This is a genomic window from Sphingomonas sp. AC449, assembly GCF_979253475.1.
In genome coordinates, this window is the sequence record NZ_CEEDCZ010000002.1 from 304,798 (window position 1) to 320,169 (window position 15,372).

14 protein-coding genes are annotated in these 15,372 nt (G+C 65.3%); 6 read left to right on the forward strand and 8 right to left on the reverse strand.

The genetic code is table 11. The features are described from left to right. Nucleotides 1–29 precede the first annotated feature (29 nt). Nucleotides 30–1,412, forward strand: a complete 1,383-nt coding sequence (locus tag AC0CH3_RS04975) for a hypothetical protein (RefSeq protein WP_465237674.1) — start codon at nucleotides 30–32, stop codon at nucleotides 1,410–1,412. Nucleotides 1,413–1,632: 220 nt separating this feature from the next. Here the strand turns inward: AC0CH3_RS04975 and rplL are convergent, their stop codons facing one another. Together rplL and rplJ are read right to left on the reverse strand one after the other, a co-directional pair. Beyond that, nucleotides 1,633–2,007, reverse strand: a complete 375-nt coding sequence (rplL, locus tag AC0CH3_RS04980) for a 50S ribosomal protein L7/L12 (protein WP_031392842.1) — start codon at nucleotides 2,005–2,007, stop codon at nucleotides 1,633–1,635. A gap of 64 nt (nucleotides 2,008–2,071) precedes the next feature. Continuing rightward, nucleotides 2,072–2,587 (reverse strand): 50S ribosomal protein L10, encoded by a 516-nt coding sequence (gene rplJ / locus AC0CH3_RS04985; protein WP_031392843.1) that lies wholly within the window; start codon nucleotides 2,585–2,587, stop codon nucleotides 2,072–2,074. Between the two features lie 500 nt (nucleotides 2,588–3,087). Between rplJ and AC0CH3_RS04990 the strand changes: the two genes are divergently transcribed. Both AC0CH3_RS04990 and AC0CH3_RS04995 read left to right on the forward strand, forming a co-directional pair. Next, nucleotides 3,088–5,592 carry a PhoX family protein gene (locus AC0CH3_RS04990; RefSeq protein ID WP_465237675.1) on the forward strand — a complete coding sequence of 835 codons (2,505 nt, stop codon included), beginning with the start codon at nucleotides 3,088–3,090 and terminating at the stop codon, nucleotides 5,590–5,592. A gap of 95 nt (nucleotides 5,593–5,687) precedes the next feature. Beyond that, on the forward strand, nucleotides 5,688–6,533 hold the full coding sequence (locus AC0CH3_RS04995; RefSeq protein WP_354302362.1) for an oxidoreductase: 846 nt from the start codon (nucleotides 5,688–5,690) through the stop codon (nucleotides 6,531–6,533). 183 nt (nucleotides 6,534–6,716) lie between these two features. Here the strand turns inward: AC0CH3_RS04995 and rplA are convergent, their stop codons facing one another. Next, nucleotides 6,717–7,409, reverse strand: coding sequence for a 50S ribosomal protein L1 (rplA, locus tag AC0CH3_RS05000; protein WP_056021193.1), 693 nt, complete (start codon nucleotides 7,407–7,409; stop codon nucleotides 6,717–6,719). Nucleotides 7,410–7,413: 4 nt separating this feature from the next. Continuing rightward, nucleotides 7,414–7,845 carry a 50S ribosomal protein L11 gene (gene rplK / locus AC0CH3_RS05005; RefSeq protein WP_031392847.1) on the reverse strand — a complete coding sequence of 144 codons (432 nt, stop codon included), beginning with the start codon at nucleotides 7,843–7,845 and terminating at the stop codon, nucleotides 7,414–7,416. A 441-nt stretch (nucleotides 7,846–8,286) separates the two neighbouring features. On the opposite strand from rplK, the gene AC0CH3_RS05010 reads away from it, so the two are divergent. After that, the gene (locus tag AC0CH3_RS05010; RefSeq protein ID WP_354302364.1) at nucleotides 8,287–8,670 is read left to right on the forward strand and encodes a hypothetical protein; all 384 of its coding nucleotides are present in this window, start codon (nucleotides 8,287–8,289) and stop codon (nucleotides 8,668–8,670) included. 88 nt (nucleotides 8,671–8,758) lie between these two features. Beyond that, nucleotides 8,759–10,123 (forward strand): sensor domain-containing diguanylate cyclase, encoded by a 1,365-nt coding sequence (locus AC0CH3_RS05015; protein ID WP_354302366.1) that lies wholly within the window; start codon nucleotides 8,759–8,761, stop codon nucleotides 10,121–10,123. Between the two features lie 30 nt (nucleotides 10,124–10,153). Here the strand turns inward: AC0CH3_RS05015 and AC0CH3_RS05020 are convergent, their stop codons facing one another. Continuing rightward, complete coding sequence (locus AC0CH3_RS05020; protein ID WP_354302368.1) at nucleotides 10,154–10,909, reverse strand: Crp/Fnr family transcriptional regulator; 756 nt, start codon at nucleotides 10,907–10,909, stop codon at nucleotides 10,154–10,156. 98 nt (nucleotides 10,910–11,007) lie between these two features. Here AC0CH3_RS05020 and AC0CH3_RS05025 point away from each other — a divergent pair, with 98 nt between their 5' ends. Beyond that, a complete protein-coding gene (locus AC0CH3_RS05025) occupies nucleotides 11,008–12,129 on the forward strand; it encodes an alpha/beta hydrolase (RefSeq protein ID WP_354302369.1) in 1,122 nt (373 codons plus the stop codon). Between the two features lie 253 nt (nucleotides 12,130–12,382). Here AC0CH3_RS05025 and AC0CH3_RS05030 read toward each other — a convergent pair whose 3' ends face one another. Genes AC0CH3_RS05030 through AC0CH3_RS05040 form a run of 3 tightly spaced genes read right to left on the reverse strand, consistent with a single transcriptional unit; the run spans nucleotide 12,383 to nucleotide 14,954 of the window. After that, nucleotides 12,383–13,168 (reverse strand): SDR family NAD(P)-dependent oxidoreductase, encoded by a 786-nt coding sequence (locus AC0CH3_RS05030; RefSeq protein ID WP_354302371.1) that lies wholly within the window; start codon nucleotides 13,166–13,168, stop codon nucleotides 12,383–12,385. A gap of 14 nt (nucleotides 13,169–13,182) precedes the next feature. Next, the gene (locus AC0CH3_RS05035; RefSeq protein WP_333996336.1) at nucleotides 13,183–14,361 is read right to left on the reverse strand and encodes a zinc-dependent alcohol dehydrogenase; all 1,179 of its coding nucleotides are present in this window, start codon (nucleotides 14,359–14,361) and stop codon (nucleotides 13,183–13,185) included. Then, nucleotides 14,361–14,954 carry an SRPBCC family protein gene (locus AC0CH3_RS05040; RefSeq protein WP_354302374.1) on the reverse strand — a complete coding sequence of 198 codons (594 nt, stop codon included), beginning with the start codon at nucleotides 14,952–14,954 and terminating at the stop codon, nucleotides 14,361–14,363. The genes AC0CH3_RS05035 and AC0CH3_RS05040 overlap by 1 nt, the downstream gene beginning before the upstream one ends. Nucleotides 14,955–15,372 lie beyond the last annotated feature (418 nt).

The following is a 15,372-nucleotide window of genomic DNA, read 5'->3' on the forward strand; positions in this document are numbered from 1 at the left end:
GCGCAGTCTTGCGTGAGGGAATTCCGACGATGTTGACCAAACCGGGTGGGGCAGGGCTGATCCCGCCGGCCATGCTTCTGCTGACCTTGGCGAGCGCAAGCAGCGCACAGACCACGTCGCCGACCACGACCGAACCCGTGCGGGGCCTCGAAGCGCTGCAGGCGAATGGCAACACGCCGATCCCGGTCCCCGATACGCCGACACTTGTGCTGCCCAGTGCGGCGCGGCCCGCGCGCGATCCCGCGACCCAGCGCCAGCCACGGCAGGCCGCGCCGGCGTCGCCGACCGATCGGCAGCAGCGCGGGTCCGAACCGGCGACAGCGGCTCGCGAACCGCGTCCCGGCACGGGTAGCGACCGCGCCAGTCCTGCGCCCGCCGCACGGCCTGAGCCACAGCCAGCGCGGGTCGAGCAGGACGTCCGGCAGCCCGATGAAGCGCGCGTGCCCGCGTCAGTGCCTGCGACCGCGCCGCCAGCCGGCTCTGCATCGGAACCGCAGACTCAGGTTGCACCGTCGCCGGCGCCCGCCGCAGAGTTTGCGGCTCCCTCGCAGACCTCCATCGCGGCCCCCGAAACCGGGCGGTCGATGCCGTTCTGGCTATGGCTCGCGGTGATCCCGCTGGTGTGCGGCGTCGTCTGGCTGCTGCAGCGGCGCCCCCGGACCGCAAAGCTCGAAGATCATCGGGCGGACGTGCGGGAAACGGCTGATCCAGCGCCGGACGCTTCGATCGTCCAGCCGCCTGCAGAAACCGGCGGGGACGTCGCTGAGACGCCGTCGCCGCCCCGGCCCGTCACGCCTGCGATGCCAGCCGCTGTCGCGATTCCACCAGCCGCAGCCGCAGCCGCAGCCGCAGCCGCAGCCGCAGCCGAGCCGGCCGCGCCACGCTTTCTCGAGCCGCGTGCACCGACGCGGGCACGCGCGCGTCTTTCGGTCGAGCTTCGCCCGCTCCGGGCCGGTCTCAACCTGCTCAGCGCGACGGCCGAATGCCAGATCGTCGTCACCAACACGGGGACCGAGCCCGCAGGCGGCATTCGCATTCACGCCAGCCTGCTGACCGCGCATGCCGGGCAGGATGCGGATCTCGCAGCGATCAATGCGGCGCCGGTGACCCGGCCCGCGACCGCGCCCTTCGCGCTCGCCGCGGGCGAGAGCCGCATGGTGCGCACGGTTTCGGCGATACCGCGCGATGCCATCCACGGCATGACCGCGGCGAACCGGCCCATGTTCGTGCCGATCGTCGCGGTCAACATCCTGTACGACAGTGGCGACGGTCCGGCGCAGACCGCGCGGGCCTGGGCGATCGGGGTCGAGCGCGTCGACTCCGCCAAGCTCGCGCCGTTCTGGCTCGATGCGCCCGCGCGGATGTACGATAACATCGCCGCACGTCCGCATGCGGTTGCCGTCGACCGCTGAGGTCGGCTGCGCCGTCGGGCTTCGGGCCAGCCAGGCGGCTCCCGCGCGGCTCGTCATGGCCGCAATAGAAAAAGGGCGACCCCATCGCTGGGGCCGCCCTTTTTCTGTAGCTGCGGCCAGCAGGGGCAGAGCCCCTGCTTCGTCGGTCGGTGCAGGCACCGCCGGCCGGCCTTGCGGGGAGTGCGCTTCAGCGTGGCTGAAGCGTCTCTCCCGCTGCGGCTTACTTGACCTCGACGGTCGCGCCAGCTGCTTCGAGCTGTGCCTTGATCTTGGCGGCTTCGTCCTTCGACACGCCTTCCTTGACGGCCTTGGGAGCCGACTCGACCAGCGTCTTTGCTTCGGTCAGGCCGAGCGACGTGATCGCGCGGACTTCCTTGATGACGTTGATCTTCTTGCCACCGTCGCCGGTCAGGATGACGTCGAATTCGGTCTGCTCTTCTGCTGCAGGAGCAGCTGCGCCGCCGCCTGCTGCCGGTGCTGCAACCGCTGCTGCGGCCGAAACGCCCCACTTCTCTTCGAGCAGCTTCGAAAGCTCAGCTGCTTCGAGAACGGTCAGTTCGCTCAGGCTCTCAACGAGCGCGTTCAGGTCTGCCATGATAAATCTCCATCTCGGGGCACATGCCCCATCAGTTCAAAAAGTAACGAAAGAGCCTGCAAGATCAGGCGGCTTCCTTCTCCGCGTAGGCGGAAAGCACGCGCGCAAGCTGCGCTGCCGGAGCCTGCGTGATCGTCGCCAGCTTCGTGGCAGGTGCCACGATGAGGCCGAGGATCTTGGCACGCAGTTCATCCAGCGAGGGCAGCGTTGCGAGCGCCTTCACACCGTCGACGTCGAGGGTCGTCGCGCCCATCGCCCCACCCACGATTTCGAACTTGTCGTTCGTCTTCGCGAATTCCACGGCCACCTTGGCGGCCGCGACGGGATCGATGGAGCTGGCCAGACCGACCGGACCCGTGAGCATGTCGCCCAGCGAGCTGTAGTCGGTGCCGTCCATTGCGATCTTGGCAAGCTTGTTCTTCGAGACCTTGTAGGTCGCGCCGGCGTCGCGCATCTTGTTCCGCAGCACAGTGGACTGTGCGACGGTCAGGCCGAGGTTGCGCGTCACAACGACGACGCCGACCTCGGAGAAGGTGCGGTTCAGCTCGGCTACGGCCGCGGTCTTTTGATCACGATCCATGCCATTCTCCACGTTTTCAGGTTCACCATTTGCATGGTGGACCCGGTTACTAACCGGAGGCGCAGACAAGCCCGCGCTTCCGGGTGTCTCGACAGGGCACCCATCAAAGTAATACTTTGATGGGATCCCAGATGGGGCATGGGAGAGGGGCGGCGCGCAGATGGGCCGACAAAATCTCATTCCCCGTCTAGGTGGGAGATTAAGCGCCGGCAAACCCGGTGCACCCACTGTCTCGGACGGAGTTCGACGGGCAGGCCCGCCGAACGAAGCCGCCGCATAGACGAATCACGGGCAAAGTCAACGTTTCGCCGATCGCGTTCCGGGACGAAGCGCGCTTTCCCCACGCGCCGACTTATTCCCCGTAAGGACCGCACCATCGCGGCGCGACGCAAAACCGTAACCGAACCGACGTCGTGACGTCTTCGTACCTTAACCGCGCTGCCTTTTTCACGCGCCACAAGGTCGGCGCAGAGGCCAGTCTGGCCGCTCCGGGGGGACGTATGAAGATTCCGACGAACGCAACCATGGCCTATCACGATGGCGACATCGACACGAACACCAGCGCCAATCCGCACCTCAACGACCTGATCGCGGTGCGCTATTCGCGGCGCCAGACGTTGATGGGCGGGCTGTCGGCGGCGACTGCGGCCGTGTTCGGTGGCATGCTGCTCGCGGGCTGCGACGAGGATTCCTCCGCGCGCGCGGTGACGATCGAGGCGGGATCAAGCGGCGCGACATCGGCGGGCAAGACCGTGACGCTGACGGGTACGGTGTCCTCGGGTACCGCGACGGGCGTCGGCTGGGCGCAGGTCAGCGGCCCCACGGTGACGCTCGCCAATGCCAATGCGGCCACGGCGACCTTCACCGCGCCGAGCGTTGCGAGCGACACGGTCCTCAGCTTCACCTTCACGGGCACGAGCAGCGACAATATCCGCAGCGAAACGACGACCAGCGTCACGGTCAGCCCCGCGCGGCTCGACTTCACCGCGGTTCCCAAAAGCCTCGCGGATGTCGTCTCCGTGCCTGCCGGCTACAGCGTCACCGTGCTCTACCGCCTCGGCGATCCGATCGCGAGCGGCGTCGGCGCCTATGCCAATGACGGCAGCGACACGAACTTCGCGCGTCGCGCGGGCGACCATCACGACGGCATGAGCTATTTCGGTCTCGCCGCGACCGGGAGCACCCCCGACGCCAACAGCAATTCGCGCGGCCTGCTGGTGCTCAACCACGAGAATATCAGCCAGCCCTATCTGCACGTCAACGGCGCAACGACCACCGGCGGCGCGATCGGCGTCGGCGGTGTCCGCCCAGAGGCCGAAGCGCTCAAGGAAATGGAATGCCACGGCGTTTCGGTGATCGAGATCAGCCGGTCCGCCACCGCGTGGAGCTATGTCCCCGCCTCGGCGCTCAATCGCCGGATCACCCCACTGACGCCGATGAGCTTCAGCGGTCCGGTCCGCGGCAACGCGCTGCTCCGGACGCGCTATTCGGCCGACGGTACCGCGGGTCGCGGCACGATCAACAACTGCGCGAACGGCACGATGCCGTGGCACACCTATTTGACCAACGAGGAGAACTGGGCGGGCTATTTCCGCCGCCAGTTCGGTGACGTTGCCGCACGCGGCGGGTCGACCGCCAAGCAGAATATCTCGCTCGCGCGCTACGGCATCCGCGAAACCGCCAATGCCACGACGTTCAACGGCAATTACGGCTGGGCGTCGGTCGTGCCGGCGGATCCCGCCAACACGCTCTATGCGCGCTGGAACGTCACCACGACCGCCGCGACCGATGCCACCGGCGATTTCCGCAACGAGGCGTTCCAATATGGCTGGGTGGTCGAGATTGATCCGTTCGATCCCGCCTCGACCCCGCGCAAACGCACCGCGCTCGGCCGCATGAACCATGAGGGCTGCGAGATCGGCCGGACGATCGCGGGCATCAAGCCCGCCTTCTACATGGGCGACGATGCGCAGAACGAATATATCTACAAGTTCGTGTCCGCGACGCCTTGGTCGGCGGCAGATGCGAGCGCGACCAACCGGCTCGCGATCGGCGACAAATATCTCGACTCGGGCACGCTCTATGTCGCCAAGCTCAACGCCGACGGGTCGGGCCAGTGGCTGCCGCTGGTGTTCGGGCAGGGCGCGCTGACCAGCGCCAACACGACCTATCCGTTTGCGGATCAGGCCGATGTGCTGATCAACGCGCGTCTGGCGGGCGATGTTCTGGGGGCGACCAAGATGGATCGTCCCGAATGGACCGCGGTGAACCCGGCGACGGGCGAGATGTACTGCACGCTGACCAACAACTCGTCGCGCACCGCGGGCAATGTCGATGCGTCCAACCCACGCGCCTATACCGACCCCAAGACCACCGGCGGCCAGACCACCGGCAACGCCAACGGCCATGTCATCCGCCTGCGCGAGACCGGCGACACGTCGGAGGCGACCGCCTTCACCTGGGACATCTACGCATTCGGTGCGGGCAGCGATCTCGATGCGACCAACATCAACCTGTCGGGGCTCGATGCGACCAACGACTTCTCGTCGCCCGATGGCCTGTGGTTCGGTCTGCCGAGCAATCCGACCGGCAACGTCACCCCGGTGATGTGGATCGAGACCGATGACGGCGCCTATACCGACGTCACCAACTGCATGCTGCTCGCGGCAATACCCGGCCGTGTCGGCGACGGCGGCACGCGCGCCGTGACGAGCACGCTCGGCGGGACCAGCAACACCGTGACGACGCGGATCGGCAAGGCGCCGGCCACGACGCTGCGCCGCTTTCTGGTCGGGCCGAAGGAGTGCGAGATCACGGGCATCCATTCGACCCCGGATGGCCGCTCGCTGTTCGTCAACATCCAGCATCCCGGCGAGAATGGTGGTCCCACCAACATCACCAGCAGCTGGCCCGCGAACCAGGCCGGTGCAGTCGCGACCCCGTCGCGTCCGCGCTCGTCGACGATCGTCATCACCAAGAACGATGGCGGTATCGTCGGGCTGTAAGCCGGGCAGGGGGCGGGTCATGTCACGGACCCGTCCCCCGCGTCCGGCGTTACCTGTCCCGAACGCGCATCCTGCGTCTCCGGAAAGGTTCGTCCATGACTCTCCCCGCATCGCCCGTCTGGTTCATCACGGGTTGCTCCACCGGCTTCGGCCGCGATCTCGCCAGGCTGGTGCTCGATCGCGGCTGGCGTGCCGTCGTCACCGCGCGTGACGCCGACCGGGTCGCCGACCTCGTCGAGGGGCATGACGAGACCGCGCTCGCGCTCGCGCTCGACGTCAACGACCAGGCGCAGGTCGACGAAGCGGTTGCCGCGGCCAACGCGAAGTTCGGGCAGATCGACGTGCTCGTGAACAATGCAGGCTATGGCTATCAGGCGACCGCCGAAGAGGGCGACGAGGCCGAGATCCGCGCCCAGTTCGACACCAACGTGTTCGGGCTGTTCGCGATCACGCGCGCGGTCCTGCCGATCATGCGCGCGCAGGGCAGCGGCAACATCGTCAACTTCACCTCGGTCGCCGGGCTGGTCGGGTTTCCGGGATCGGGCTATTATGCGGCATCGAAGCACGCGGTCGAAGGCTGGTCCGACGCGCTGCTCGCCGAGGTCGGCCCGCTCGGGATCGGCGTGACCTGCGTCGAGCCGGGGCCGTTCCGCACCGACTGGGCAGGGCGATCGCTGCGTCAGACGCCAAGCCGGATCGCCGACTATGCCGATACCGCTAAGGCGCGGATGGAGGGGACCAGGCAGGTCAGCGGCACGCAGGCGGGCGACCCCGTGCGCGCGGGCGAGGCGATCATCGCGGCGGTCGAGCAGGCGAACCCGCCGCGGCATCTGGTGCTGGGCAAATGGGGCTATGACGCGATCACCGCCAAGCTGAAGGAGCGGCTCGAGGCGATCGAGGGCGCGCGAGACGTGAGTCTCGGTGCCGACTTCCCGGAATAAGCGCTGCTCGCTGCGCGGGGCCAATAGCTCCAGACAAAGAAAAGGGCCGGGATCGCTCCCGGCCCTTTCTCATGTCTGAGGCAGGACGGGCGTAAATCCCGTCCTCGTCGGTCGCGGTGGAACCGCGCCGGCCGGCCTTTCACCGCACGTCGCTGGCTCAGGCCAGCCACGTGCGGCTCAGGCTCAGGCGCCAGCCACTTCGGTCGTGTCGACCTTGATGCCTGCACCCATGGTCGACGAGATCGCGACCTTGCGGACGTACTTGCCCTTGGCGCCCGACGGCTTGGCCTTGACCACGGCGTCGACCAGCGCGTCGAAGTTCGCGCGCAGGTCTTCGGCCGGGAACGACGCCTTGCCGATGCCCGAATGGATGATGCCGGCCTTCTCGACGCGGTATTCGATCTGGCCGCCCTTGGCGTCCTTGACCGCCTGCGCGACGTTCATCGTCACCGTGCCGAGCTTCGGGTTCGGCATCAGGCCCTTGGGACCCAGCACCTTACCGAGACGACCGACGATGCCCATCATGTCCGGGGTCGCGATGCAGCGATCGAAATCGATCGTGCCACCCTGGATGGTCTCCATCAGGTCTTCGGCACCGACGACGTCTGCGCCTGCTGCGAGAGCCTCTTCAGCCTTCGCGCCGCGGGCGAACACGCCGACGCGGACGGTCTTGCCGGTGCCCTTGGGCAGCGTCACCACGCCGCGGACCATCTGGTCGGCGTGACGCGGATCGACGCCGAGGTTCAGCGCGACTTCGATCGTCTCGTCGAACTTCGACGTGGCGCCCGAACGTGCGAGCGCGATCGCCTCGTCGATGGCGTGCAGCTTGACGGTGTCGACCGTGACGGCCTTCTGCTTCTTGGTCAGCTTTGCCATGATATCAGCCCTCCACCACTTCGAGGCCCATTGCGCGGGCGCTGCCTTCGATGATCTTCGTCGCAGCGTCGATATCGTTGGCGTTGAGGTCCTTCATCTTCGTCGTGGCGATCTCGCTCAGCTGGCTGCGCTTGATCTTGCCTGCGACGACCTTGCCCGGCTCCTTCGAACCCGACTTGAGACCGGCGGCCTCCTTGATCAGGTACGATGCCGGCGGGGTCTTCGTCTCGAACGAGAACGAGCGATCCGCATAGACCGTGATGACGGTCGGGATCGGCATGCCCTTCTTCAGTTCGCTCGTGCCGGCGTTGAACGCCTTGCAGAACTCCATGATGTTCACGCCGCGCTGACCCAGCGCAGGCCCGATCGGCGGCGCGGGCTTTGCCTCGCCTGCAGGGACCTGCAGCTTGATGTATCCGGTAATCTTTTTAGCCATGTCACTCTCTTGATAGGGGCTGCGAACACAATCGCGTTCCGCCCGGTTTCGAGTCTAGCGGTAATGACGGCTCGCGTACGACGCGCGCCTCCCGCAGGTTCCACCATCGGATGTTGGAAGCTGGCGCGCATAGCCGACGAACCCGGCAAGTGCAAGGCCGCGGCCGGGCCGTTCGTCGCGCTTGCGACCGCCCCATGGGGTGCACGCCCAACAGGACGCGCAGTGGCGCTGCGTGGGTTTGCACAGACGGGGCGATCGCGGCGTCGGGCGCGCAAGCTGCCTGGCAGGCTTCCTGAAAATGAAAGTCATTACAAACTAACAGTTGCGACTATTTGCCGTACGTATATCTACATGAGCAGTCTGATGGATCAGGCGCATGCTACATGACGAGCCATGAAAATGAGGTTTCTCACAATTATATTGTGCACTGCACTAGGAATCATGGTTCCGACCGGCTTTGTACTTGCCTGCTCGCTTATTCTGGACATGCCTGTCGTCATACTTATTGTAGGAATAGTATTCGGATTCTCAGCGACATATGCGCTATCCGTCATTTCCGAAGGCGAGGGCGATGAGGCGGTTGCCATGCAGAGAAGATGGGATGTCGCGATGCCGGCATCTATCATATGTTTGTCTGCGGCGCTTATTCTGAGCGGCCTGTATTTGTACATATCCGACAGACCCTATTATCTTTTGTACAAGAACATGCCGCATATTGCAGCGGCGATGATCTTTCTGCCGGGGGCGCTCATTGGTTGCGGCGCGATTCTGTGCATGCTTGCGGCATACGCATTCGCCACGCGCTTGCAGCGCCACGAGCATTGAAAGATGGCGATGACGTCGGGTTGGTGCGCGTGCAGTCTATAAAGGAGGTGGGGCGGGGGTCTTGAAGCCCATTTCCATGAGTGTCGGCATGAGCGCGATCGATAACCTTACCGGTACAGAGACTTGCTGGGACATGACCGAGTCCCGACACGTCGTCGACGCCATCGCGCGAACGATGCCGATCATCCGGTTCGGGCTGGACGGGACCGTGCTGTTCGCGAACGATCGCTATCTGAACATATTCGGTATGGACGCGGTCGATGTCATCGGTCGGCATCACAGCGTCTTCATCCGTCCGCACGAAGCGGCGAGCGCCGGATATGCGATGTTCTGGAATACGTTGCGAACCGGGCGGTCGATGCAGTCAGAGTTCTGCCGGGTCGGAAAGGACGGTCGGGAGGTCTGGCTCCAGGCGACGTACATGACGATCGGCGACCCCGTCGGTGAGCCGCGCGAGATCCTGAAGATCGCGCAGGACGTGACGAACGCGCGCGAACATGCTGCCGATCATCAGAGCATGCTCGAGGCGATTTCGCGGTCGACGGCGATCATTGAGTTCGCGCTCGATGGCACGATATTGTCCGCCAACGCACATTATCTGGCGATCACGGGCTATACCGAGTTCGCCATCCGCGGCCGTCACCACCGCATGTTCCTCACCCCCGAAGACGCGCATGATCCGAGCTACGACCGGTTCTGGGAGCGGCTTCGCCGTGGCGAATTCATCCGTTCGGAATTTCGCCGGATCGGCAGCGACGGCCGCCCGATCTGGCTGCAGGCAAGCTATAACCCGATCTTGGACGCGAACGGCAAGCCCACCCGGATCGTCAAGATCGCGACCGACATCACCGAATCCGTCGAGCTTCACAACGAGACCACGCGCCATGCGTTTTCGGACGCGCTGACCGCGGTTGCCAATCGGCGGCGGTTCAACATGACGCTGGTCGACGAAATCCGCCGGGCGGCAAGGACGGGCAATGACCTGTCGCTGATCCTCGTCGACATCGACTATTTCAAGACCTTCAACGACAGCTATGGCCATCAGCAGGGCGATGCGTGCCTGAAGGCTGTCGCTAATGCGATCCGCGGCGTCGTGCGGCGGGCCAGCGATCTGGTCGCGCGCTTTGGCGGCGAGGAGTTTGCCGTGCTGTTGCCCAACGCGACCACGCGCACGGCGGCGATCGTCGCGGAGAATATCCGCGCCGCGATCGAGGCGCTGCAGGTCGAGCATCCCGATCCGTCGAAAGCGGTGCTGACGGTGAGCGCGGGCTATGCGTCGCTCGGCTCGGAGCGGCTGACCACCGATCTGCTCGCCACCGACCTGATCGAACGCGCCGATCGCGCGCTGTATCGTGCCAAGGCGGCGGGGCGTAACCGGGTGTCGGGCGAGGCGAGGGTCATGCCGCAGCCTCGCGTGACCTTGGTGCCGAACGCGTCGAAGCCGGTGACCTGAGCGCGTCCACCGCACCCAGATGACCGATCGCTACACGCTGAACAGCCGTGAATATTCCTGCTCGGGGCGCCCATAGGTCCCGCCCGCGAGCGCGATGAGTTTTGCCCGGTCCTGCACGACCACTCGCGCGCGGATCGCGCGGATCGCGCGTTCCTCCTCGAGCCGGTGCAACGCGTCCGTCACGCTGCTGCGGCGAACGCCGAGCATCAGCCGGAATTCCTCGTGCGTCATGCAGATCTCGTCGCCCTGCACGCGATCGTGATACAGCAATATCCACCGCGCCATGCGCCGCTCGATCGAGTGGGCGAGCGACGATACGATCGTGCGCCCCATCTGCAGCATGAACACGTGGACGAAGCGGAGCAGCGCCGCGCGCAGCGTCGCACTGTGATCGACCGCCGCGATCAATGCTTTCGACGACACGCACAGCGCATGGCCGGTCTCGGCCCGCACCGTGACGTCATAGGGTGACCGGTCGGTGCCGAGGAGGCGTGGCCAGCCGATGAACCCCTCGACCCCGACCAGGCCGATCGCATAGTTTCGATCGCCGTCGAGCGTTTCGAGCACCCCGGCAATGCCCTGTCCCAGAAAGTAGATGCTCTCGATCGGATCGCCCGCGCGCGTGACGAAATCGCCCGCGGCAAAGCAGACCGGCTCGAGATGGGGCATCAACAGCGCGAAGTCGGCATCGGACAGGCTGGCCAGAAGCCGGTTGTTCGACCGGCCTTCGAGCCGCGGGGATCCCGCTGCAAACATCGTGTGCTGAAGGCTGACAATCGGTGGCAACGCCGTCTCCGTTGATTACCGGCGCGACTGATTGGCACGGTTCCGTACAGAAACGTGGACACCTCCCGTTTGTTCATGTCGCACAACAGGAGTAAGATATGTTCAATATTTCGAAGCGTTCGTCCGCTCGTGCGGTCGTCCTGGCAAGCCTGCTCACCGCGTCCGCGGGCGTGCTCGCACAGTCCGCTCGCCAGCCCAGCGCACCACCACCGCCGCCGCCGCCGGCAACCGCGACACAGCCTCCCAAGGCGGCGCCCGACATGCAGATGGTGCTGGACGCGCTGGCGGGTCTGGGCGGCAAGCCGATCGAGACGCTCACCCCCGCCGAAGCCCGGATGCAGCCGTCCGCTGCCGACGGCGCGAAGGCGGTGATGGCGAAGAAGGGCATGCCGACGACGCCCGATGCCGCCGTGACGACGAAGGACGTGCCCTATGGCTCGGACCCGAAGCAGTTCGCCCGCATCTACAAGCCTGCCGCGGCGCCCGCCGGTGGCGCACCGATGCCGGTGATCGTCTATTATCACGGCGGCGGCTGGGTGATCGCGGACGTCGACACCTATGACGCGGCACCGCGGGCGATGGCACAGGCGCTGAATGCGGTCGTCGTGTCGGTCGAGTATCGCCACGCACCCGAGTTCAAATTCCCGGCGCAGCACGACGATGCGGCGGCAGCCTATCGCTGGACACTGCAGAATGCCGCGAGCTGGGGTGCCGATCCCGCGAAGATCGCGGTCGCAGGGGAAAGCGCTGGCGGTAACCTCGCGGTCGCCACCGCGATCTACGCGCGCGACAACCGGTTGACCCTGCCGCGGCACATCGTCTCAGTCTATCCGATCGCGAACAGCAGCAAGACGCTTCCGTCACGCCGCGATTCGGCCAATGCCAAGCCGCTGAACGGTGCGATGCTGAACTGGTTCGGCCATTACTACCAGACGAGCCCGGCGGATGCGCAGGATCCGCGTCTGAACCTCGTTGCGGCAAACCTGCGGGGGCTCCCGCCGACGACGATCATCAACGCGCAGATCGACCCGCTGCGGTCCGACGGCGAGACTCTGGCGACCGCGATGCGGACTGCGGGCGTGAAGGTCGAGCAGAAGACGTTCCCGGGTGTGACGCACGAGTTCTTCGGCATGGCCAAGGTGGTACGCGGCGCCAAAGATGCCAACGACCTTGCCGTGGCACGGCTGAAGGCGGCATTCGCAGCGGCGCCGCGTCGTTGATGCCTCGATCGGGCGGCACAGCCGTGTCGCCCGATCATGTCGAACAGGGGAACGCAGGACGTCCTCGTGGTGCCGTGACGCGCTCACCGAACGATCAGCGGACATCCTACGGCATCACGACATAGACATGTGAAACGGTTGGCGGTGTTGTGCGAGGCGCCGACGTTCCCGCGCGAACGCCCGCTCAAAACAGGATTGGCCCCGTCAAGCATGGCGGGGCCAATCGGTATCGTTGGTAATCCGGGCGAACGCCTCAGTCCTTGGCGCTGCCTGGTTCCGCCATCTTGCGATGCTGTTCCGCGAGCACCGAACCCGGTGTGACATTGGCAAGCACACCCTGGATCTTCGTCTTCCAGCCCGAGAAGATCGACGGCTTGCCACCCATCAGCGCGTCCCAGCCGTCCTTCGCCACGTCGGCGGGGTCGCTCTTGTTCGGATCGGTGCCCACGTCGGTATCGTTCATGTCGGCGCGGTCGAAGAATTCGGTATCGACCGGGCCGGGCATCAGCGTCGTCAGCGTGACGCCGTCCGCCTCCTTGATCTCGTTGCGGAGCGCCTCGGTGAAGCTGTCGATGAACGCCTTCGAGCCGTTATAGACCGCCTGGAACGCGCCGGGGATATAGCCTGCGACCGACCCGGTCACGAGCACCTTGCCGTCGTTGCGCGCGACCATCGCGGGCAGCACCTTCTGGACGAGGTAAAGCGTGCCGGTGATGTTGGTATCCACCACGTTGCGCCAGTCGGCGAGCGTCTGGTCGAGGAAGCCGTGGCCGAGACCTTGGCCGGCGTTCGCGCACAGCACGTCGACCTTGCGGCCATTGGTCGCGGCGAGCAGCGCGTCGACGCCCTCGATCGTCGAAAGGTCCGCTTCGACCGCGGTCACCTCGGTGCCGAACTGCTTGAAGTCGGCGGCGGCGGACTGGATCAGCGCTTCGTTGGCGACGACGAGGATGTCGTAACCGTCCTTTGCAGCAAGCGTCGCGAGTTCGAAGCCGATGCCCGTCGAGGCACCGGTGATGATTGCGAATTTATCAGCCATGGTCTCGTATCCTCTCAATTGAAGCCGGGCTTGAGCACGACTTTTGTCACTTCGTTCTGGTTGTTCTTAAACATGTCATAGCCCTTGGGCGCGTCCTCGAGGTCCATCCGGTGCGAGATCAGGAAGGTCGTGTCGATCTTGCCTTCCATGATCGCGTTGAGCAGCGCGGGCATGTAATGCTGGACATGCGTCTGGCCGGTCTTGAGCGTGAGACCCTTTTCCATGAGCGCGCCGAGCGGGAACTTGTCGATGAACCCGCCATAGACCGCCGGCATCGAGACGCGGCCGCCCTTGCGGCAGGCGATGATCGCCTGGCGGATCGAATGCGCGCGATCGGTGCCGAGGAACGTCGACGCCTTGATCTGGTCGAGCACGTTGTCGACGAAGAACCCGTGCGCCTCCAGCCCGACGCTGTCGATCACCGCGTCGGGGCCGATCCCGCCGGTCATCACCATCAGCGCCTCGTAAACCGCGCTTTCCTCATAGTTGATCGTCTCCGCGCCGAACCGCTTGGCGAGCTCGAGACGGCGAGGAAAATGGTCGATCGCGATGACGCGCTCGGCGCCCATCAGGAACGCCGACTGGACCGCGAACAGCCCGACCGGGCCGCAACCCCAGACCGCGACCGTGTCGCCGGGCTCGATCTGCGCATTCTCCGCCGCCATCCAGCCGGTCGGCAGGATGTCCGAGAGGAACAGCACCTTCTCGTCGTCGACGCCGTCGGGGATCACGATCGGGCCGACGTCGCTGAACGGCACGCGGACATATTCCGCCTGACCGCCCGCATAGCCGCCCGTCATGTGGCTGTAGCCGAACAGCCCCGCCATCGGCTGGCCGTACAGTTCCTGCGCGATGTCCTGGTTGTCGGCGGGCAGGCCGTTGTCGCACGCCGAATATTGATGCTTGCCGCAGTGATAGCAGCTGCCGCACGCGATCGTGAACGGCACGACGACCTTCTGGCCCTTCTTCAACGTCGACTTCGCGCCGACCTCGACGACCTCGCCCATGAACTCGTGGCCGAGGATGTCGCCGGCCTGCATCGTTGGAATGTAGTTGTCGTAGAGATGCAGGTCGGATCCGCAGATCGCGGTCGCGGTGACCTTGATGATGCAGTCGCGCGGATTGACGATTTCGGGATCGTCGACGGTATCGACGCGGACGTCGTGTTTGCCGTGCCAGGCCAGCGCGCGCATCAGGCGGTCTCCTCTTCATGCTGCTTGCGGTTCATCGCGGCGGTCGCGATCTCGCCGGTTTCCATCAATTGCTTGAACCGCCGCAGGTCGCGGCGTGCCTGGATCGCGGGTTCGCGCTGGAACATCTTGGCGATGAGCTTTCCCACGACACCGGCGGGTGGGTCGTACAGGATCGAAACGGTGACGACGGTGCCGCGCGCGCCGGCGTCGCGGAACTCGACGCGGCCGCTGTTTGCGACATCGGCGCCGTCTTCGGATCGCCACGCGATGAAGCCGTCCGGGGCCTCGTCGGTAATCTGCGAGGTCCACTCGACCGTCTTGCCGGCGGGCGCCTTGACGACCCAGTGCGAGCGCTTGTCGTCAAGCAGATCGACGCGCTCGACATTTTCCATGAAACTGGGGAGATTCGAGAAATCGCGGAAATAGGCAAACACGTCACTGACCGGACGGTTGATCGTCACCGCGCGTCCGACAAAGGGTTCACCCTCTCCCGCGGCGAAGCCGGCGACCTCGGTGCCGCCGCCATGCTTCCACGTGGTCGGTGGCGCGTCGTCGCCATGCTGAGCGGCCTTTGTGACGTCAGCGGATGCCATGCCCGATCTCCTGTAACAATGTCAGGCGGTCAACGCGCGATGAGGCGACGCGGCGCGTTCGGTGCGCGTTCTACTCACCGCGCCGATGACACATCTCATCCATGATCGCAGGCGTTGTTGATATCGATCAATAGGAAAATATCCGGGACGACCGCGCGCGTCGGAGATTGTGCAGGCTCTACCGCTGCCATCGCAAATCCTTGGAGCGTCACAGTATTACGCAAGGTGAATGCTCGTCGCCGATGGATGATCTCGGCGATGCCGCGGCGCAATTCGTCGACAGGCGCAAATCAACTCTTAGACTTGCCGCCCGGGGACCAACAACCTTCCGGGCTATGCTTGCTTCGTGTACCGCGCGATCCGCCGGCGGGGGTGGTGGTCAGCGTCGTAATCAAGCGTTTGATTTGCGCACCGGGGC

Bases quoted from the DNA above. Each gene is read 5' to 3' on its own strand.
- AC0CH3_RS05010 (WP_354302364.1), top strand. From the start codon at position 8,287: ATGGTTCCGACCGGCTTTGTACTTGCCTGCTCGCTTATTCTGGACATG.
- AC0CH3_RS04975 (WP_465237674.1), top strand. From the start codon at position 30: ATGTTGACCAAACCGGGTGGGGCAGGGCTGATCCCGCCGGCCATGCTT.
- AC0CH3_RS05040 (WP_354302374.1), bottom strand. From the start codon at position 14,954: ATGGCATCCGCTGACGTCACAAAGGCCGCTCAGCATGGCGACGACGCG.
- AC0CH3_RS04995 (WP_354302362.1), top strand. From the start codon at position 5,688: ATGACTCTCCCCGCATCGCCCGTCTGGTTCATCACGGGTTGCTCCACC.
- AC0CH3_RS05015 (WP_354302366.1), top strand. From the start codon at position 8,759: ATGAGCGCGATCGATAACCTTACCGGTACAGAGACTTGCTGGGACATG.
- rplA (WP_056021193.1), bottom strand. From the start codon at position 7,409: ATGGCAAAGCTGACCAAGAAGCAGAAGGCCGTCACGGTCGACACCGTC.
- rplK (WP_031392847.1), bottom strand. From the start codon at position 7,845: ATGGCTAAAAAGATTACCGGATACATCAAGCTGCAGGTCCCTGCAGGC.
- rplL (WP_031392842.1), bottom strand. From the start codon at position 2,007: ATGGCAGACCTGAACGCGCTCGTTGAGAGCCTGAGCGAACTGACCGTT.
- AC0CH3_RS05030 (WP_354302371.1), bottom strand. From the start codon at position 13,168: ATGGCTGATAAATTCGCAATCATCACCGGTGCCTCGACGGGCATCGGC.
- AC0CH3_RS05025 (WP_354302369.1), top strand. From the start codon at position 11,008: ATGTTCAATATTTCGAAGCGTTCGTCCGCTCGTGCGGTCGTCCTGGCA.
- rplJ (WP_031392843.1), bottom strand. From the start codon at position 2,587: ATGGATCGTGATCAAAAGACCGCGGCCGTAGCCGAGCTGAACCGCACC.
- AC0CH3_RS05035 (WP_333996336.1), bottom strand. From the start codon at position 14,361: ATGCGCGCGCTGGCCTGGCACGGCAAACACGACGTCCGCGTCGATACC.
- AC0CH3_RS04990 (WP_465237675.1), top strand. From the start codon at position 3,088: ATGAAGATTCCGACGAACGCAACCATGGCCTATCACGATGGCGACATC.